The 20686-nt window shown below is 39.3% G+C and carries 20 protein-coding genes and 1 pseudogene; 16 read left to right on the top strand and 5 right to left on the bottom strand.

What is annotated here, in order from left to right; genetic code table 11:
- Positions 1–143 precede the first annotated feature (143 nt).
- The 8 genes and pseudogenes from AC3G3F_RS16015 to AC3G3F_RS15980 form a co-directional block, all read left to right on the top strand.
- Positions 144–1172, top strand: coding sequence for a type III secretion system protein SepQ (locus AC3G3F_RS16015; protein WP_079796560.1), 1029 nt, complete (start codon positions 144–146; stop codon positions 1170–1172).
- Positions 1169–1828, top strand: a complete 660-nt coding sequence (gene sctR / locus AC3G3F_RS16010) for a type III secretion system export apparatus subunit SctR (RefSeq protein WP_063390175.1) — start codon at positions 1169–1171, stop codon at positions 1826–1828. Before AC3G3F_RS16015 ends, sctR begins: the two co-directional genes overlap by 4 nt.
- 16 nt (positions 1829–1844) lie before the next feature.
- The gene (sctS, locus tag AC3G3F_RS16005; protein ID WP_053508710.1) at positions 1845–2105 is read left to right on the top strand and encodes a type III secretion system export apparatus subunit SctS; all 261 of its coding nucleotides are present in this window, start codon (positions 1845–1847) and stop codon (positions 2103–2105) included.
- Positions 2106–2109: 4 nt separating this feature from the next.
- Positions 2110–2904, top strand: coding sequence for a type III secretion system export apparatus subunit SctT (sctT, locus tag AC3G3F_RS16000; RefSeq protein ID WP_488395327.1), 795 nt, complete (start codon positions 2110–2112; stop codon positions 2902–2904).
- The gene (locus tag AC3G3F_RS15995) at positions 2901–3938 is read left to right on the top strand and encodes an EscU/YscU/HrcU family type III secretion system export apparatus switch protein (RefSeq protein ID WP_079796561.1); all 1038 of its coding nucleotides are present in this window, start codon (positions 2901–2903) and stop codon (positions 3936–3938) included. The genes sctT and AC3G3F_RS15995 overlap by 4 nt, the downstream gene beginning before the upstream one ends.
- Before the next feature lie 97 nt (positions 3939–4035).
- Positions 4036–5046, top strand: a complete 1011-nt coding sequence (locus tag AC3G3F_RS15990; RefSeq protein WP_488395325.1) for an outer membrane beta-barrel protein — start codon at positions 4036–4038, stop codon at positions 5044–5046.
- A gap of 507 nt (positions 5047–5553) precedes the next feature.
- The gene (locus tag AC3G3F_RS15985; RefSeq protein ID WP_488395323.1) at positions 5554–6402 is read left to right on the top strand and encodes a hypothetical protein; all 849 of its coding nucleotides are present in this window, start codon (positions 5554–5556) and stop codon (positions 6400–6402) included.
- A 177-nt stretch (positions 6403–6579) separates the two neighbouring features.
- Positions 6580–6726: pseudogene (locus AC3G3F_RS15980) on the top strand (IS481 family transposase); the annotation flags it as partial.
- A 173-nt stretch (positions 6727–6899) separates the two neighbouring features.
- Here AC3G3F_RS15980 and ispG read toward each other — a convergent pair.
- Entirely contained in the window at positions 6900–7997 is a 1098-nt protein-coding gene (gene ispG, locus AC3G3F_RS15975) for a flavodoxin-dependent (E)-4-hydroxy-3-methylbut-2-enyl-diphosphate synthase (protein WP_488395321.1), read from the bottom strand.
- A 25-nt stretch (positions 7998–8022) separates the two neighbouring features.
- The gene (locus AC3G3F_RS15970; RefSeq protein WP_053529194.1) at positions 8023–8607 is read right to left on the bottom strand and encodes a hypothetical protein; all 585 of its coding nucleotides are present in this window, start codon (positions 8605–8607) and stop codon (positions 8023–8025) included.
- A 256-nt stretch (positions 8608–8863) separates the two neighbouring features.
- Between AC3G3F_RS15970 and AC3G3F_RS15965 the strand changes: the two genes are divergently transcribed.
- From AC3G3F_RS15965 to AC3G3F_RS15930, 8 genes are all read left to right on the top strand, one after another.
- On the top strand, positions 8864–9475 hold the full coding sequence (locus tag AC3G3F_RS15965) for a fimbrial protein (protein WP_063390178.1): 612 nt from the start codon (positions 8864–8866) through the stop codon (positions 9473–9475).
- Between the two features lie 18 nt (positions 9476–9493).
- Positions 9494–10231, top strand: coding sequence for a fimbria/pilus periplasmic chaperone (locus tag AC3G3F_RS15960; protein WP_053508650.1), 738 nt, complete (start codon positions 9494–9496; stop codon positions 10229–10231).
- 149 nt (positions 10232–10380) lie between these two features.
- Entirely contained in the window at positions 10381–10665 is a 285-nt protein-coding gene (locus tag AC3G3F_RS15955) for a hypothetical protein (protein WP_488395318.1), read from the top strand.
- 3 nt (positions 10666–10668) lie between these two features.
- Complete coding sequence (locus AC3G3F_RS15950; RefSeq protein ID WP_488395317.1) at positions 10669–13569, top strand: outer membrane usher protein; 2901 nt, start codon at positions 10669–10671, stop codon at positions 13567–13569.
- A gap of 27 nt (positions 13570–13596) precedes the next feature.
- The gene (locus AC3G3F_RS15945; RefSeq protein WP_488395315.1) at positions 13597–14178 is read left to right on the top strand and encodes a fimbrial protein; all 582 of its coding nucleotides are present in this window, start codon (positions 13597–13599) and stop codon (positions 14176–14178) included.
- A 63-nt stretch (positions 14179–14241) separates the two neighbouring features.
- The gene (locus AC3G3F_RS15940; RefSeq protein WP_176168223.1) at positions 14242–14751 is read left to right on the top strand and encodes a fimbrial protein; all 510 of its coding nucleotides are present in this window, start codon (positions 14242–14244) and stop codon (positions 14749–14751) included.
- Positions 14752–14767: 16 nt separating this feature from the next.
- Positions 14768–15358: a fimbrial-like protein gene (locus AC3G3F_RS15935; protein ID WP_488395313.1), complete on the top strand. Its 591-nt coding sequence runs from the start codon at positions 14768–14770 to the stop codon at positions 15356–15358.
- Positions 15351–16415 carry a fimbrial protein gene (locus AC3G3F_RS15930; protein ID WP_079813378.1) on the top strand — a complete coding sequence of 355 codons (1065 nt, stop codon included), beginning with the start codon at positions 15351–15353 and terminating at the stop codon, positions 16413–16415. The genes AC3G3F_RS15935 and AC3G3F_RS15930 overlap by 8 nt, the downstream gene beginning before the upstream one ends.
- A 678-nt stretch (positions 16416–17093) precedes the next feature.
- On the opposite strand, the gene AC3G3F_RS15925 is transcribed toward AC3G3F_RS15930, so the two are convergent.
- The 3 genes from AC3G3F_RS15925 to AC3G3F_RS15915 all read right to left on the bottom strand — a co-directional run bounded on the left by AC3G3F_RS15925 (position 17094) and on the right by AC3G3F_RS15915 (position 20533).
- Complete coding sequence (locus AC3G3F_RS15925; protein ID WP_226295962.1) at positions 17094–17582, bottom strand: hypothetical protein; 489 nt, start codon at positions 17580–17582, stop codon at positions 17094–17096.
- 244 nt (positions 17583–17826) lie between these two features.
- On the bottom strand, positions 17827–19899 hold the full coding sequence (locus AC3G3F_RS15920) for an inverse autotransporter beta domain-containing protein (protein ID WP_488395310.1): 2073 nt from the start codon (positions 19897–19899) through the stop codon (positions 17827–17829).
- A 232-nt stretch (positions 19900–20131) separates the two neighbouring features.
- Entirely contained in the window at positions 20132–20533 is a 402-nt protein-coding gene (locus AC3G3F_RS15915) for a CesT family type III secretion system chaperone (protein ID WP_053508635.1), read from the bottom strand.
- Positions 20534–20686 lie beyond the last annotated feature (153 nt).

Genomic DNA, 20686 nt, shown 5'->3' with positions numbered 1-20686 from the left:
ATCTTTTGGTATATGTGTTGACACTCATTCTGAAAGGGATAATAACGTCTGTTATCAGGTAAAGAGTGGCTTTTTTTATGACATGTTAATATTTATTTCGTTTCATGAAGAAACTTTGCTGATTATATTTAAAGTGGATACTTATGAGCAAGGATACACTCTTCAAAAATTATCGCCAGGGATTGCGAAGAAATTATCTGCAGGGTGTGAAACTTGCAAAGTTGAGGTGGTGCTTGAAAATCGAAGGTTATAGTCATCTATTTATTGAACAATCAACATTGATTGGTTCTGGTTATTATAAAAACAATAGTAAATCCATTCTTAATTTACGTATGATTAGTGGAGAGGGTATCTGGTGGACATTTAGATGGCATCAACAAGAGTTAAATGCATGGTGTGAAGAATCTTCCTGGCGTAATTGGATTGAAGATAAAATACATTTTTTCACTTTACATGAGGTCGATCGCCATTTCCTTCAATTAGTCGGTGAGTGGAGTTTATTGCCTGTAAGCGATGAAATGAAGCTCGCAGATATTTCACTAAAAGAGATAACGGGTCAATCCAGTCTCTTGCCTTGCTGGAGTCCAGTACTGACTTTAAATCAAGTTGATAAAAAATTTGAGATATATCTAATTGATTGGCCTGCTGATGCACTTCGCTGGTTAATCAAGGGATGGACGCCATTGGCCGAAACAATAGGATCTTCTAAACCTTTGCTGCGTTGTCCAGTCACAATAGGCCGTATGACGATTCCTTTGAGAATGCTCAAGCAATTTGTGTTGGGAGCGGTAATCATTATTCAGACGGACAACCATTTAAACGCTGGTAACTATTGGATGCTTGCCGCTGAAATTAACATTAAATTAGTTAGAAGCAACGAGGAATATACTGTGAGTGAGATTACCACGGAAGAACAGAATGATATTATTGATGCGAATCCTGTATTGACCTCTTTAGATGATATTAATGTGAGCATCGCTTTTGAGATTGGAAGTATATTAATGTCTTTTGCAGAATTAGCAGCTTTGAAGCCGGGTAGCATTATAAAATCAGAGCTTTCTACGGCAACAACAGTAAATATCCGTGTTAACGGACGAGTCTTTGCTACTGGTGATTTTATTTTACTTGATAATGTACCAGGAGTCCGTGTTAATAAATTATTGCAAGGATGAAAAACGTGAATGACTTTATCCATCAACCTTATGCGCTAATTATTTTACTGGTATGTCTTTCTATTTTGCCTTTTATAGTGGTTAGCTGTACTTCTTTTTTGAAAATAGCAGTTGTGTTTTCATTGCTACGAAATGCATTAGGGATACAACAGATTCCTCCTAATATGGCAATCTATGGCCTTGCTCTCATTCTAACATTTTTCATAATGGCACCAGTAGGCATGTCAATAAACGACAATATTCAAAAAGAGCCGTTTTCTATTTCTGACTCGAGTTTATATGAGAATATTGATAGAGCAGTAATTAAGCCTTATTTATCATTTTTGAAAAAAAATACAAAAGCGAAACAAATTCGTTATTTTAGCCAGATCGGGAATAAGATATGGCCGAAAAAATATCAGCAAAGACTGAATGAAAACTCCTTGTTTGTTATGCTACCTGCTTTTGGTATTACGCAACTAGATGAAGCATTTAAAATAGGTCTACTGCTGTACTTACCATTCGTAGCAATTGACTTGATTGTGTCAAATATATTGCTGGCACTAGGGATGATGATGGTTTCGCCTACTACGATATCCCTGCCATTTAAGATTATGTTGTTCATTATTGCAGGTGGATGGCAGTATCTGATAGAGAAATTAGTCCTTTCCTTTTAATTTAGGGTAGATGATAGTGAATAATGCAGTTATAGCTCATCTTGGAGTGGAACTTTTATGGATTGTTGTATGGCTTTCTCTACCCACAGTTGCGGCAGCCTCTATCGTTGGGGTACTTATTAGCCTTATACAGGCTGTAACACAAATTCAGGATCAAACAGTTCCATTCCTGATTAAACTGGTAGTTGTTTCAATAGTACTTGTTATGACTTATAACTGGATGGGAAATTCTTTGATTAACTATACCAATCTGATATTCCAGCAAATTAACAGGTAATGTTGTGAATGATATTCTATTGAGTGTCGTAAAATTTGGCCCGCATTTTTTTATGGCTTGTTTACGGCCATTTGGATTATTTTTGATAATGCCATTACTGGAGAGTAAAAATATCGGTGGATCATTAATTCGTAACTCAATTATCATGTTGTTAGTTGTCCCTATATATCCTGCAATAGATGCGAGTAATGCTCTTATAGAGGATAATGCTATAGGATTTCCACTTTTTTTGGTAATGTGCCAGGAAATTGTGATTGGGATATTGATTGGGTTTGTTGCGGGAATTCCTTTTTGGGCAATTGATTCTGCTGGTTTTCTGATTGATACTATGCGTGGTTCATCAATGGGCAGTATTTATAACCCGACTCTCTCTGAATCATCAACGTTACTTGGTGTGTTTTTTTCTCAATTATTGACTGTTGTCTTTTTTAGCTGTGGTGGGATGAATGCACTAATTACGACTTTATATGAGTCTTATGTTTTATTTCCTCCCGGTAAATATATTGCCTTTAATCAGCAGTTACTAATATTTATCAAGCAGCAATGGGATTTATTGTTTAATTTATTTCTAAGGTTTTCATTGCCAGCTGCTGCAATTATGTTACTAACTGATGTTGGTATGGGGTTACTTAATAGAACTGCGCAACAGCTTAACGTTTTCTTTTTGGCAATGTCGATAAAAAGTATACTTGCATTGCTGGTTTTAATGATAACCATTGGGTTTTCGCTGAGTGATCTAGGGCATGTAATCTCAAGTAATCTATTGTCATTTCATACTCTTTGGGGAAACATTCAATGAGTACAGAAAAAACACTCCCCCCGACACCTAAAAAATTACGGGAAGCGCGTGAAGAAGGACAGGTAGCCAAAAGTAATGAACTGGCAGCAGGTGTTCAGCTTGCTGTTATTTTATTATACCTCTATACTTTTGGTAATGATATTTGGAAGGATTTAAGTGAAATACTATTGCTAACATTTGAACAATTTGAACAACCCCTGCCAACAGCGTTTGCTGCATTTTTTTCAGCACTTTGTTCTTTCTTTTTTAAAGATCTTACTTTTATGTTTTTAATATTGTTTTTTGCATCAATTGCATCATATATAGGACAAATTGGATTTTTATTTTCCAGTAAATCACTGATCCCTAAAATTAATAAGCTTGATGTTGTTAAGAATCTGAAAAATATACTTTCGATAAAGTCTCTTGTTGAATTATTAAAGAATGTAGTTAAGATGGCAGTAATTGGCTGTGCTTTTTATTATCTATTTCATCAATATACACCCTCGCTTAGAAATATGGTGTATTTGAAACCTATTGAGGCTATGCAAGTAACAGTGCAGATTATTTTTTGGCTTTGGGGAGTGGTAGTGTTATGCTATATTGTTTTTTTTCTTGCTGATTATTCTTACCAACGCTATGAATTGCTGAAAAATCTAAAAATGTCACATGAAGAAGTTAAAAAAGAAATTAAGGAAATGGAGGGGAATGAGGAAATAAAAAGACATCGCCATTCCCTACACCAGGAGATACAAAGTGGCAGTTTAGCGGTGATGGTTAAGAAATCTAGTGCCGTGATAAAAAATCCCACCCACCTGGCAATATGCATTTATTACAATGAAGATACTACACCTTTACCAAAGGTTGTTGCTAAAGGCGCTGATTATCAGGCTTTAAAAATAATAGAAATTGCAGAGAAAGAAGGTGTTCCTGTAATTGAAAATATACCTCTTGCTCGTGGGTTGAATAAAGATATTGCTATCGGTCAATACATCACGCCGCCATTTTTTCATGCGATTTCTGAAATTTTAGCAATGATTAAAATTAGAGGGTAAAATTGGATTTTTTGGAGTCCTTTGTTGTTCTCTTGTGTGTGGTTTGATTTTGCTAATATCCCTGTGAAGAATTCAACTTTCATATTGGGATAATTGTGTGGGCACTAAACATCTTTTAACAGGAAAAACTTTTTGCCTGATCTTGCTGCCATTGCTACCTTTGGCTACTAAGGCTCATGCTGCTAGTGACGGGTTATACGCAGGTGCTAATGTTGGTTGGTCAAAATTTGACAACAATAACTTCACTGAAAGCCATCGCAAGGATACTATCGGCTTTGGTGGTTTTATTGGTTATCAGTTCTCGCCATGGTTTTCATTGGAGGGGGGCGCTAACAGCCTTGGCAGTGTGAAGGGAAATGATGGTCAATCCATAGATGTGCAGGGAATCACCCTGAGCAGTAAATTTACTTACTCTTTGTCAGGCCAGGATCTGTATGGACGAGTGGGTGGTATGTGGTACCGTAGCGATATGAGTAACGATGATATTAATAAAAGTGAGGTTGGTACAGGCATAGCGCCTTTACTTGCTATAGGGGTTGAGCATAGCTGGAGTTCGAATATGACATCGCGCATCGAATATCAATGGACGGGACATATTGAGAATGATGCGGCGACCTCAGCTACCCTAAATAATGGGTATTTATCTCTTGGCATAACATGGCATTTCGGCCAGGCTAGCGAATCGATGCAACCAACTATTATAAGTCATCCAGTTGAGGATGTTAAACCGCCGATATCAGAAACTGTACCGCTAAACGATGAGTTGGTAATCTATTATCCATTTAATCAGTATATTCTCTCAGAAAATAATCGACAGAAAATTATTGATTTTTATCATCAAAGAAAACCAGACTCGGTAACAAAATTCAACATTGATGGTTATAGTGATATAACAGGGAGTGAAAAAAATAATTTTATCATCTCCAGCCGTAGAGCAGATAATGTCAGGGAATTATTGCTTGAGCAGGGCATTAATAAAAAAAATATATCTGTACATGCGCAAGGAAGTACTTCAAAGTTCAATAAACATTTGTCAACTAAACATAGTTTATCAGATCAGGAAGAGAACTATTCATTGAATCGTAGAGTCTCTATCCAGACGAACTAACGATGAGTTATTTTCCCTAAAATTTTAGGGGGGGAGTAATGAACTTTACCATTGGAGCAAAGATTTTTCTTGCTGGTTGTTGTATAGTCACAATTGTGGCTTGTGCGTTTTTATTAGCACTGATTTTTTAGAGAATATTTTCTGATAATCCATATCTTAATGATTGCCGGTATGAGCAGACATTCTTTATGCCGGCTTTGTTCTAATGAGCATAAAAACTTTATTACATAGCAATGTGGTAGTGAATAGCGAAGGCTTTCCAATCCAGGACAAGAATATACTGGGAAATTTAGATGTAAAAATAGCTGATCTTGTTGTTGAAACGTTCAATCAGTTGAGAGTATTAAATATATAAAACAACGGGTGGATGTCATCATTTTTCTCTTTCAGTTGTTTCTGGTGGTTCTATGGATATTGTTATCAACTCCAGAAATCCATCGAATATTATCGTAGGTAAAGTTTATATTCTATATCGCACATTATTTAATAAGGTGAGGTAAAAATAATATGAAGATAACAAATAGCAGTTCTTATGCTATGAATATCAGTAGAGCTCAGGTGTTGCCTCAAGTTCTGGCAGAAGAGATTGATAGCCTTATTCACAACACCCCAATACTGCCAGGTTCGGATGCTTCTACTGCAGAAGCGCATAGACGTGACATGATAGCATGTAAGAATATATTGATATCGGATGGTATGTGGAGTCAGCAACAAGACGATGAGAAGAATAGAAAAATCACGGTAGGTATGCAAGCAACAATTGAAACTGGACTGATGAATTGTTTAACTCGCGATCCTACAGCGCGTTTATCTGTAATAGTCCATACAAATAATCCCCCAACACCATTATGTGCAGAATATCTTCCTCAGTCATTACTTCACTCTGGTATTCGAGGAAACAGGGCGATAGAATCAACGGTTACTAGTCGTCAAGAAACAAATGAGTTCTTTTTGCGATCAAATAATCAAGTTTCATTCTCTGCATTGTATGGAACAAAACGTGCATCCGATGCAGAGCAGACATATTTTGATAAAAAAGTAGCTTCCAATCCAGGCTTGTTTGCGTTTCATACCCAAGAAAATCCACCTGTAGAATTATCAGGGGCAACCTATGTTTATACTAACAGGCTAAATGAGAAAGTGATTATTGGTGTCAGAATCACCCAAGCTAATGATCCTTCGAAGATGTGTTCGCTATTTATCGGGCGTGATAGTCATGCCAGACAGGTAAGCCCACATCTCCGAATGCTTAATGATTACATTAGAACGATACAATCTAATTTACTCGAAAATAGTTCGGTCGCTGATCGACGAAATTATTTTGAGTTAATGTCTGTTCGTAGTCTGATCTCATAGGTGGCTTTGCCTGCTGCTATAAAAATCACTTCATTGTCGGAGGCTTTTTGTGACCGGGACAGGTGCTGAGCTGTATTACTCGCGACTTGATCTGACCTATGGCCTTGAAAGGTTGAGAGTTACCGATTTTGATATGGGCGTCGAATCCTTATACAAAATACGCGGTAACCCTCATGTTTCATAAAAACGATACTGAACGAGTTTTATCAGGTGATGTTCCGCAAAAAATCATACGGAGATCTTGAAGTATTACAATCGGATCATGATGAATGGCTGGCCCACTATAATAATGAACCAGCCCTTCAGGGAAAATTGTGTTGTGGCTGAACGCCAATAGAAACGTTACTTGATGATGGAAAGCGCATCTGGGTTGAGAAAATTTAAAGCAGATGTAATCTGACAGATATCTGTATAAATAACCGGTAACTGTCAGATCAGGTTTGAGCTAATACACTTGAATGTAGCAGGGATTCACATCCTTTACGGCGTGCAGGATGTCAGGATTTCTCATGACTGTCTTGAGTAAGTAGCATTCGGATTTCCTTCTCAAGTTCATCGATCATATTTTCATTATTCAGACGTTTTTTCTGTCTTATTCCATGTAAATATAGTGCGCTTTTACTCTTACTTCCGGCTACTCCTATCGTTGATACCAGTGCTTCTCCCGGACCATTCACAACACAACCAATAATTGACACATCAAGAGGAGTGACAATATCTTCGAGTCGTTGCTCGAGCTCATTCACCGTGCTGATAACATCAAATTCTTGACGTGAACATGTCGGGCAAGCGATAAAATTAATCCCTCGTGAACGTAAACGTAAGGATTTTAGAATATCAAATCCTACTTTTATTTCCTCTACAGGATCTGCAGCCAAAGATACACGTAAAGTATCACCAATACCTTCGGCAAGCAATAATCCGATACCGATAGCAGATTTTACCGCTCCAGCCCGAAATCCCCCTGCTTCAGTAATTCCAAGATGCAATGGCTGTTCAATTTTTTTTGCCAGCAAACGATAGGCGTTTACCGCAAGATTCACATCAGATGCCTTCACACTAACTTTAAAGTTATCGAAATTATTCTTTTCCAGAATATTAATATGCCGCATAGCCGATTCCAGCAGTGCTTCCGGTGTTGGTTCACCATATTTTTCCTGAATATCCACTTCAAGCGAACCAGCATTGACACCAATACGGATAGGTATATTACAGTCCCGAGCACAATCAATGACTGAAGATATCCGTTGTTCATTACCTATATTTCCGGGGTTAATTCGCAAACAATCAGCACCGTAAGCTGCGACTTTTAATGCAATACGATAGTCAAAATGAATATCTGCAATCAATGGTATCTGACTGTATTGTTTCAATTTCTTAAAAGACTCTGCTGCCTCCATCGTGGGAACGGAAATCCGAATCATATCGGCTCCTGCCGATTCTAGTTTGTGGATCTGCTCTAATGTGGAATGTATATCACAGGTATTAGTATTTGTCATTGATTGTACAGTTATCGGAGCATCACCACCTACAGCGACATCGCCGACGTAAATTTTTTTTGAATTGCGTTTTTTATATAAAAAAGCATTTTCCATAATCTTACCTAATAATTAATGTTGGTTACTGATTACGTGCCGCGCTTTGCTCTTGATATCTCTTATAATACTCATTGACCATTACTTCAATTTGCAATTTGTAATCTATGGGTTGGTTTCTAAAATAATTTTGGCGTCTGTCTCGCATAAGTTGATATTCTCTATATTGAATTCTTTTTTTATCTACCGCTTTCCCAAACATATTTGTAGCTTTTATAGTATCCTGGAGGGAATGAAATTTCCCCGCTTCGAAACGACTAGCGTTTTTGTTCACCAAAGCTATTAAAAATTTTGTCTCGGCCTCTCTATTATATACATAAGGATGATCCTTCGTGACCCCAAAGGCTTTTATCTTTTCTCTTATTAGCTTATCGCGGCAAGCTTCTATGGTTTTATATTTATATCCCATGTAAAGTGTGATGGAAAATGTCTGCTCGCACAAAGATAAACTATAGTTTAAATCATTTAGTGATTTCTCCGGGTTCCTTCTTAGACGGATCCTGAATTTATGAAAACAACCATTTTTATGGTTATCGCTACGATCATCCCTTGTACTATAAGTAGAAGGAGACATTGTTGAAACCGACGTATTTAACTGTGTGTTTGGCATAAAACCTCCTGGTAACAATGGGATGTTACTGTATTTGTTTCTGTAGTGGGAGACTAATCTGGGAGAGGGAGGGAGGTAATCGTACACATGCCAGTGTAAATTAATTTGGACCGTTGTTGTTTTTTATTCCCTCACATATGTCTATTTTTACTCTTTTTGTATGCTTGAATTACTGCGGAGCCATGATGGATAATTCTGTTGTTTCCCTTTTGGGGAAACATAATGATAGAATTATCTACCAATAAGAGTTTAGGTTATGTCAAAAGATTATTCAGCGTGGTACAAGGTTGGTTGTTCGCTATGTGTTGCTTGTGCGGTGCTCTCTTCTGCAGGAGTGATAGCTGCTGACGGTGATGTTGGCATTATTACATTTACGGGAGGTGTCACTGGTGAAACATGTAAGATTTCCAACTCAACTGGTTCACAAAGTTCAAATATGACATTGGTTATGCCTGTTGTCGCAAAAAAAGATGTTGAATCCGCAACTATTGAAAATGGTGGTGTAGGACGAACGCCTTTCGATATTGAGCTTAGTGGCTGTGCCACCGGGATTTCCAGGGCACAAGTGTCATTTTCCTCTGAAGAGTTTGCGAACTTAACAGATGGTACTCTAAATAATGATACGACGATTGATGATGCAGCAAAAAATGTCAATGTTGTCCTTTTCAATAATGGAAATTCACAAAGTTCACAAGTTTTTATCGGGCGTCAGGATGATACTCCCCAGATTGTAACACTTGACAATGGCAGTGGCGTTTTTTCATTCGCGGCTGCTTATGTACCTGGTCCACAGTTTAATTCTGATTCAAATCAAATTGTTCCCGGTAAGGTTCACACCAATGCAACGTTTAGTATTACGTATTATTAGCAATTAGTGGAGCTTATTATGCGCATATGTACCAATGGCATAAGGTTTTTTCTGTTGACATTCTTCGGATTATTTCCATTATATTCTCAGGCTGATATTGTGATATCCGGGACTCGGGTTATTTATCCAGAGGGCAAAAGTGCTGTAACAGTCCATCTTGACAATCGTGGTGAGCGTCCATTGCTCGTACAAACATGGCTTGATAATGGGACTGAAAACAAGTCTCCGGATGAAATAGATGCGCCATTTGTCATAACACCGCCAATTACACGTATTGATAAAGACCATGGGCAAACTGTGCGAGTCATTTATACCGGTGGAACGTTGCCGCAAGATCGTGAATCATTGTATTGGTTCAATGTGCTGGAAGTACCCCCAAAAGATGATTCTTCAGCGTCTGCTAATAAGCTTCAATTAGCATTTCGAACACGCATCAAATTTATTTACAGGCCACGTTCTTTGGATGGTGATTTGGCGTCTGCACTGAAAAAAGTTAAATGGAACTGGGGACGCAATAAAAAAGGCTATTTTTTCACTGTGACGAATAATAGTGGCTATTATTTATCAATGGACAAAGCCAATATTGACATTGCAGATAAAAATTATTCAATTAATACGGAAATGTTAAGTCCTTTTGGGACTGCACATTTTCCCATTGTCGCATCGAATGGAATCAATATTCCAGAACATGGAAAAATCAACTACTCTGTGGTTAATGACTTCGGTGGGCTAACGACAGCGAATGTGTCATTATGATATTCGTCATATAGTTGTTCATGGAATTTATCATTTAAATTCGCCTGTCATAATTGTGCCCGTAAATAGAGTGATATCATTTTACTCTATGATATTACGCTATTTACTTGCAAAACCATGCTAAGCATTCATTGAGCAAGAGTTTCCATATGTATCAAAATCGAAAAAGGAAGTGGGGTTGGGTATTTGTTGGTAGTGGGGTTTGTATTGTGACTATCTCATTTGTAACTTATGGACTTGTTGGAAATGAAAAAGATGTAAATTCTTCTCCTGTTGTAAAATATGCAGAAGACGATCCCACTGACACTGATGTCGCAGAACAGAAGATACGGAGTATTTTATATTCAAATGGCCCAGAAAATGCGTCTTTGAATGTTGCAAGACCAGGAGAAAAAATAATTTCAAAGGTAGATCAAGACGAAATGCGCAGCTAGAAAATGGCTGCAACGGGTGAAATGCCAGTACCTACGTATGCGAAAATTGAGAGTCAGCCTGTTCAGCAAGCTAATAATAACTTGCATAATATTTTTTTATCTGGAAACGCCAAAAATTCTACCGGAATTATTGTTCCGTTGAAAGAGCATGATGGAAAAAAACAAGATACTTCCTTTGATGCTATGAAAGCAGCATCATTAACTACACTTGTTCAACGTGAAAAAAGTAATGATGTCTTTCGTGATGTACATAAATCGGTTCTCAAAGAGAGGCAACCAGGCTCATCTTTTCCAAAGCAAATTAGGGCTTCAAAGCGGTCTATTACAGGTGATGACGCAGGTACGACTTCCAGATCTGTTGTTGCTCTGAACGAACTTAGTCGGAGTGCGCAAGAGCCTGACATATCGGGTGGGGATGAAAAAGTTGAGTTTGATTCACGCTTTCTGAATGGTAATGCTAAAGATGTTGACGTAAGCCGTTATGCCGAAGGTAATCCAGTGATGCCGGGAAATTACAATTTGGATGTCCTTGTTAATGATCAGCTAAAGTTAAATGCAACGATCTTATATATTGATGATGGTAATAAAAACATTTCTCCCTTTGTTACTGAAAAAACACTGACGCAGCTAGGTATTAAATATTCACTTAAGTCTCAGGATAAGATGAAGAAGGCGGGTGAGGATTATTACAACTTACTAAAAGTCACGCCCGGGATAAAAGTACGTTTTGATCAGGAAACGCAAGAGTTAAATATCAGTATCCCACAACTTTATATAGAAAACAGACCGGATGGTTATATTGACCCAAGCCTATGGGATGAGGGTATCACTGCCGGTACATTTTCATATGACGTCAATGCCTATCATTCAGACAACGCGGATGATTCAAGCGACAGTGTGTATTCAGGGCTTCACTATGGGCTCAATTTTGGTGAATGGCGGTTTCGCAGTCGTGGTGCTCTGAACTGGGAATCAGGCAATAAAGCTACCTATGATAGTCAAGAGGCCTGGTTACAGCGTGATATTGCCTCCCTGAAGTCTCAGTTGGTTATTGGTCAAAGCAGTACCCGTGGCGATACATTTGATTCTGTAGCAGTAAAAGGTATTCATCTTTATAACGATGATCGTATGTTAACTGGAGCTGAGTCTGGTTATGCTCCGACTATCAAAGGGGTAGCTAACACCAATGCTAAGGTCACCGTTAAACAGAATGGTAATATCATAAAACAGGTCACTGTACCGCCTGGCCCATTTGAAATAACAGATATTACCCCCTCCGGGTTCGGAAATGATTTGGATGTGACGCTCACTGAGGCTGATGGCAGGGAGCAACATTTTTCGGTTCCTTTCTCCTCTGTTTCACAACTTTTACGTGAAGATAGCCTGCGTTGGGAGGTTGCCTTAGGTCAGTTAGACCAGGATGGATTGTACCATTCCCCTGATATTGCGACCGCATCTGTCTATTACGGTCTGACTGACAAACTGACTACCTATGCAGGATTCCAGTCAACAGACCAGGACTATGACGCATTTTTGTTAGGAAGCGCCGTCAATACTGCTTTAGGCGCTTTTGCGTTTGATGCGACACAGTCCTATGCCACGCTGCCTGATATCGGAAAATGGAATGGTACGAGTTACCGTTTGTCCTATAGTCAGCAATTAGCGCAAAGTAAAACCTCAGTTAACGTTGCTGCATGGCGTTATGCTACAGAGCATTATTTATCTTTGAGTGATGCAACTAATATTTATGATCAATTAAAACATACCCAAAATCAGGCTCAATGGGTGATCAGTGACTATCAAAGATTAAAGGATCAATTGCAAGTCAATATTACCCAGCCTCTTGACTTTTATAATGAATATTGGGGATCGCTGTATGTGTCAGGGAGTTGGAATAGATATTGGTCAGAGCAGAGCAACACCCAATATTCATTAGGGTACAGCAATGCTTTCCGTTGGGGAACATACAGTATTACCGCTCAACGCAGCTATGATGAGAATAATGATTCGGATGATAGTGTTTATCTAAGTTTTAATTTACCGTTTGAAAAATTATCCCCAAATTTTAAGAAAAAATATGGGTTTACTGATGTTAATATGGGGCTGCGAAGCGATTCTGACGGCACTACCCAGCTTGACGCCAGTACCAATGGTAATTCAACCGATAACCGATTCAATTATAGTTTGAACACCTCATATTCGGCAGACTCTAACCAGTCGGGTAACAATCTCACGCAGGTTGGGGGAAATGTTAATTATGCAAGCCGGTTCGGTCCATGGAATGCATCACTCTCCGGCAGTGACCGGGGTGATAAGCAAATGTCATTGGGTGCTAGCGGAGGCATGATCCTTTACCATGATGGGCTTGTTTTTGTCCCGGATAATATTGATAGCGCAAATACGATAGCATTAGTTAGTGCGCCTGGGGCCGAAGGAAGTCATGTTGGATCTTCTGATAACCAAATCGATCACTCTGGCTATGGTGTAGTCACTAATTTATCTCCCTATCATCGTAATATGGTAAATGTAGATATTAGCCAGCTTGATAACTCCGTTTATTTGGATAATACCTCTGCAACAGTTATTCCTGATGCCGGTGCGGTAGTGGAGGTTAGTTTTAAGACTAAAGTGGGAACACCGTATGTCTTTGACATTATGACCGAACAGCATTCTCATATACCATTCGGTGCTGACGTGTATGATGAAAATAATGAATGGCTTAGCGCGGTTGGACAGGGTGGTAAAGTGTTACTTCGTGGGATGAAGGATACTGGCACATTGCATATTAAATGGGGGGAAGATACAAGCCAGCAATGCTATGTCAATTACCATTTGCCTGCACGGAATGATAAAAAAAATACCAGTATGCTGCTATCTGCAATGCTTTGTAAGCAGAATAATTAAAATAAAATTTACACTAAGGATCATACGATGATGACTTTTGGAAGGCGGTATCATGGTTATTTTTTCTGTTTTTTATCATGTATTATTTCATGGAAAGTTAATGCGCTGAACCTTGACCTTGATTTCATAGCCAACATTAAAATCTCAACTTGCGATATGACATTGCTGGGTGGCAAGTCTACTGGAGGAAATAACTATACTTTCACGATTGGTAATAATGGTAAAGTGGGGGCGATGGACATTATTAATCACCTGGACAGCGCTTCCACAGATTTTTCCATAGGCATAGTTAATTGCGCCCCTGAAATTAGTAAAATTAATGTATCCATTGGTGGAGCGGCTGTATCCGGGGTGACTACTGCGTTAGTTAACTCTTTGGCCGGGAGCGATGGCGGCGCAAAAAATATAGGATTAACTATTGCCCGCCAGACTGCACCGGATACCCCTTTTACCATCAACAGTACTGCAGACGATGGAGGGTTGGTGTGGACCCAGGATGAAATTCACAGCGGTACTGTACCTTTAATTGCTCGTTTGATTAGCACTTCCGATAAAATATCAGCAGGGAATTTTAGTACTATTGCTACTTTCAATTTTACCTATGAATAAAAATATAGGATATTGGGTGTTATTATGCTTAATCTGCAGAGAATGATACTTGCCGGAGTATTGGTGTCATCATCTCAAATTAGTTTCGCTCTTACTGATACTGCTTCAATAACGGCAACATTTAATTCGACAATAGAAAGTGGGACTTGCAAAGCAGTTTTACATGATGATGCTGGTAACTTAGTTGATACACTGGATTTTGGTAATATGTATATTTCTGAGTTTAACAGTAATAAACCAACTAAAAATTTTAGTATTGCTCTTAATGATTGCCTGGCAGTAACGAAAGTTACCATTGCGCCATCCTCCTCCTCTCTATGTACTAATGGTGATGGACAGGAAGATGCTTTTGCCAATACGAATGGTGATGCCAAAGGGATTGCTGTTGAATTATGGAATGGCGAACCAGATGCCGGTACGAAATTTATCTGCTCGCAATCATCAGGACAAAGTTTTTCTGTGACCAATGATACGACGATTTTACCGATGAGCATACGAATGATACCGACTGAAACCACATTACAGGCCGGGAGTTTTGATACAACTCTTACACTTATCGTTACATACCCGTAGATTTGAGAAAGACAACATGAATTATCGACATTCACTATGGTACTGTTGCCTTCTGACTATGCTTATCTTTCAGATAGATACCGTAAGGATAGCGCATTCTGCAGAGCAAACTCTTTCGTTAAATGTGAAAGCAAATGTGGTTGAAAATAGTTGTAAGATTTCTTTTTCCGACTCCGGGTCTGTTGACCTTGGGAAGCAAAGTATTGCTGCGATTGAAAGCGTTGACTCTTTTACCAATTATATCGGTAATGGAAAGCATTTTTCTATTAACGTATCAGATTGCTCTCCGCTGAGTAATGGTGGTATCAGCAAGCTTATTTTTAACTTTTCCCCTCAATCAGGTACTTTCCCCGTAGAAAGTTCTCAGGCATTTGCTAATGATATATTACCTGCTGATGGAGGCGCAACTGGCGTAGGGTTAGTTATCTTTGCTGAACAGCAGGATAAAAATGTGCTTGATGAATCCGGGCATTCGAATGCTATTTTTGATGTAACATCTGATACCTATCTAAATAGTTATGGTTTTTTTGCGCGCTTGCAAAAAATTAACACTATTACAGAGGGGGATTTTACGACGCATGTGACTGTAGAGGTAACTTATGAATAATGGACGTATCGCTTGTAAACTATCAAGGCCTGTCATTGGTGTTTTTTTATTTTCTTTCTCTATCCATGCGTTTGGGGCAACTGAGTGTTTTTTTAATGGTGCAAAAACGGATACATTAACCTTTGCATCACAATCAGTTGATATTACTTCCCCCGTTTCTGATACAAAAATTTTGAAAGATAATATCAAAGGTTCTGTAATAGTAACTACTTCATGTAATGCTGGTAAGGGGGGGCAAGACTTAAACTCAAAGCAATCAGGGGTTGCGGTTACAAGTACGACTATTAATGGTGTTAAAGTAGCATTATTTCCCACAAACGTTACCGGAATTGTATATGGAATAAAATTCGTCTCGAATTCAGAGCCACCAACGGGTTACATTGCAATGAGTACGGACTACACAACGGTTTTTTCAGTTGATGATGATCATGATAAAGAGTACTGGAAAGGTAAGTCAGGTCATTTCGACTTGACACTTTTCCAGACCCGAGATTATGTACCAGGGCAGGGGCATACCATAACACCTAACGCAAATATGGTTGGTGATTTCCGAATTGGTTCCCAGACTGATGCGCAGGATATTCAGATTAATAATAATTCATTCACTCTTAACATCCCGCAACCGACATGTGATGCGGCCACGCTTGAAAATTCAGATAATGCATCAGGGACTCAGGTTAATCTTGGTGATTACTATACGAGTGAACTGATTGGTAATAAACATCCGAAAAAAATTCCATTTACTATAAAATTAACCGGCTGTGGTGGTGTTAATCATCTGATCACCAAACTAACGTCCCAATACGTATCACCTTATAGCAATAGTATGTTGGCTGATATCAATAATGCACAGCGTGGTGTCGGTGTACAGATATACTCAACGAATGATGTCGCATTGATTCCAAATGATGCTAATAGTTATTATTCTGTCCAGGATTCAAGCACACCTGATACTCGCGAGGCTAATTTTTATGCAGTGCTAAGTGACGATGGGAAGGGAGTAATAACCACAGGAACATTTAAAGCTATGGGAACATTTACCTTTACTTATAATTGATTTTGTGTTTTGAGTACTCTTATGAAATTGACCTGACCACACTCCTCCACTGAGGGCTTCCCCCAGTAATGAGCGGATAAAAAAGGACGGGCATAAAAAATGCGATCGACTGATTTTGCCAACAATTCAATGAGATTACGTCTATGCCCGATCGTTTATTATGTCAGAGCTTTTTACGCGATACCTTAGAATCCCTTTCACCAGTATCGTCGGGTTGCACTACTTGATCCCCCTGCCGCTATCAGCCGGGGATGATGTCGTCGGTATCGGGTTCGATTATTGAAGATATTAATATCAACCCGGACCAGGGACTTTATGCAACAGGGTGCATGCGCATTTCTTTTTTACCCGCCTGAACTCCAGTTCCTCATTGGTAATAAAAAGCATTAGCGAATCATCTTTATACTACTTCCGTCATCTGAAGGTCTGGTTTGCGTTGGCTTTGAATATTTTGTCTCTGAATAACCTTGTTCTCTGCGCAGAGTTAGCGGTCAACCATAGAAGTGGGGCTTTATCACTGTTCATCCTGGTGATGTGGGGCAGGATGCATTGATACACTGGTTACGAATTATTGGATTGAAATAGCCGACCCCCTCTCTTTTGGATAAAGTGTAATGACAAAAGGGAGCGGAAAACATGTCTGATAGTTTCAATTCGAAGAAGTCCACCAGAAATCCGTTAATGCAACGCGTCGGATTGATACTCAAGCATTGAGTCAATGTCGAGTTGTGATTCGTCGGCTACTGGAAAAGGAAGAACCATTGCATGTAGTAGAAAAGCGATTACGAAAGTTGCCCGGGTATTGTCATTCAGATCTGCCGGAGCATACGCAATAACCCGGTTTTCCCCAGTGGCGTTACCAATACAAAGCAAGAGACCCTGTTGATGCCTTTCGAAGAGGATACGTAAAACCGTAAGAGGAAGTGATGACCAGTCATCGCCGTTCAATACAAGATTTTTGATCGCTTCGTCCGCTTCTGGTTCGTATTGCGCTTTATACCGGAGGGTTTTTAGACGGTGCAAATGGGGAATAAAAATCTCATTGAGAGACCAGAGAATTTTAACGGTATCTTGCCCGTTGAAGCCTACCAGGCTGCATGATTCTAACGGTTTCCCAAGTGTCTGCTCATAAAAGGCATTAAGCAGATGGAATGTTTCTGGATTCATTTTATGTCCTAAATTCAGGGGAGAAACGGGATTATTTCCACATGCTTTCTATGCTCAACCTATCGGCCAGAGTTATCTGTGAGCCAGAAGGTCTCCATCTCGCTTAGGGAGGCGTCTGTCTTATGTGAGTAAGATTAGAATTTATAAAATAAGGATTGTAGGGGGAAGTTGTCGCGTTGAGCATGGGATAATCAGTTTATGTGTATGTGAGTAAAATGCCAGCCCTTCGGGCTGGCGTTCATTTTTATTCCAGGCATCCCTGATATTCAGGATCTGTTTTTAGCAAGTTAGGATAATTGGCACCATCTCTCATGCGGTAACCCGTCCCGACATCACTCGTTGTCTCGCTCTCCGCCCAAACATATTTATTCATTGCCTGATAAGTTGGGTAACTATCCATATTCCCCCACATTGCCGTTATGCGTTGGAAATCAGCCAATGCTGGTATTTTGCGACCCATTTTTTCACAGTTAGCTTTTGTATCATCGTAGGTCGCCAGTGATGAGGAAACATGTAACATTTCATTCCCTTTTGCTATATGCAACGAGCTGGCATCATCAGATTGCCTTCCCAGACTGGTAATACGGATAGTAAAGTTAGCTAATTGATCCTTGATCGTTACGACGCCATTTTGATCGACTGAAGCAATATCCTCGTTCGATGATTCCCAGCTATAATGGCCATCCCCACCCTGTGCGGTAGAACTAAGTTTAAATTGTGTGTTGCTAATCCATGAGGACGGTAGCGAATTATCAAGCAGTGCTTTCCCTGCCAGCTGTAGTTGTCCGGTAAGTGCTGGTGGATCATAAAATGTAATCGTCTGGTTAGTGCAGTTATTTGTACCCGTAATACATGCTGTAACAGTCACCGGCCCATCTGTAGTGTCAGATAATGTTGTTGAGGCGATAGCTATGCCACTCTCATCTTTTGCCGTAACTTCGGTTTTGCTAAAGGAACAATCGCTACCGCCGCAGATTCCACTGGTGGTGGAGAATGTGATAGAAGTGCCCGGTGCTGGATTACCCGTGGAATCGGTAACAATCACACTAAGAGGTTCAGCGCGATCGGTCCAGGCTGTTTCTGGTGTTTTAAAGGTTATTTGTGGGTTTCCTGCACTCGATTCAATAACTGTAAATTGAGTTTGTGCGCTATTTGAGGCATTGTTGTGGCGATCATAAGCGATGCCCTTAAGGGTATACTGCCCTGCGACAGGAGGTAACGTGACAGTGAAATGTGTCGCGTCGCTACCCTGTGTAACAGATCCATTGGCTTTCAGCAGGGATGATGATGGGTCCCATTGAATATGATCAAGCCCATTTTTTGTATCAACCGATGCTGTCAATGGTACCTGCTTTGATATCTCCCCGCTTAATGATGCAGGTAGCGAGAGTTTAATGACATCTTGTTTGCGATATTGCATAACAATATCATTGTTACGCTCAACGAAATCGAAGCGTGACCCCATTAAAGAACGACGAATTTGTACTGCATCTGGGGAAATTTGTTGTGACCAGGGAATACCAAATGCATAGTTGAAGGACACTGATATTGCCGTATCGTCCAGTGAATCACTTCCCTTTTTATAATCTGCTGCAAAGGTGACTAAAGGAATTGGTGTATAACTGAGTCCTACAGTGATGGCATTTGGATTCGTTTGCAGATGGTCGGTACCAAATAATGCGACATCATCACCAAAATATTGTTCATATTTCACATGCCCGCCTAGCTGAGCATAAGAAGGTAAATAACCTTCTATTTGTATATCATAGCCATCGGCAGCCTTTTCATCATAATCTTGTAATTCGTCAGAATCTTGCCAGTCACTAAGTGCAAAATATCCGTTGCCACTGAATTTGAAATAGTCACGCCAGAGTTCAAGGCCAACACCCGTACGGGTTACATTGCTACTCATATTTTGATCATAGAATAGATTATAACCTAACATGGTATTATTTTTCAGAAAATAACGTTGCCCAAGACCCACATTAACAATCATATCATCAGAATCCTCGTAATGTGTATCGAACTGGATATAGTCAAGACGATTTTCTTGATTGTGAAGGCCAAACAGCAGGTCGGCGCTACTGCCGGCTAAAGCCTTACTATTTTGTGTTTGTGTATTGAGCGTTATGCGAGCATTTCCGTACTGCTTTAACCACTTTTCAAAAGCATCGGATGCTAGCTGAGATACCTGCGCATAAGCATGGTTACTCACTGATTCGCGTGATTTTGCGAATGATGATGCGCCTTTGATGATTTTATTTTCAAAAGGGGTGGGTTGTGTACTCGGTGTTAATGTGGAATTTAGTGTCGGCAAATCCTCATTTTTCGCCGTTTTTGACGAGTCGATATTTTGGGCATAAACTACCGACGATATACAAGTTAAAACGAGTAAAAAAAGATTTTTTTTTCATAAGAATAATTACTTAATGTTGTTTATTTTTTGAAATATGGTGCAGCTAACTATTAAGTTTACGGCTATACAATATTCTGCTATCCAACCGAGGTCAGGAAGCCAGCACCAGCAATATTAATGTATTAAGTCTTTTTCAAAGCTCCAACTCTGCCAGAGTGCTTCGTACATTTTTTATCGTATCAATAATTTTATCGATACTTTCTTCGATAATGTTGGTTGTTAAGTTATCCAGGTTTAGAACTTTCATTAAAATGAAAGCCTGTGCTTGTGATTCATAACAGCATACAAGCTCAGCGCTACTGAAAAGATAAGTATTTGCAGAAATAAGTACTAGTGCTTGCTTATGGGCGTCTTCGATTGTGGTATTGGCTAAAACACCATACATGTATATTTTTTCGTCACTATCAGCAATGAGAGTAATGTCATATTCCTCATCAATAAGAAATGAACAGATACCATCCTCATTAAACTTCATATCCGGTACGCCCTGAGTGATACCAAATTCTTTTAAAATTATATTTGCCCGTAATGACATCCAATTACTCCTTATAAGCTGTGTGCTTATTATCCATTAAAATTTTACAAGACTGAATTTCGCTTGGGTATATCGCCAGACTATAAAGCTATTTATCTGTTTATGACAAGGCCAATAATGCATTAGTTACAGGATTAATAAATTACCTTGCGG

The organism is Salmonella sp. FC25216, assembly GCF_057751355.1.
The sequence above is the reverse complement of the archived record's forward strand: the minus strand, read 5'-3'. Positions and strand labels throughout refer to the sequence as shown.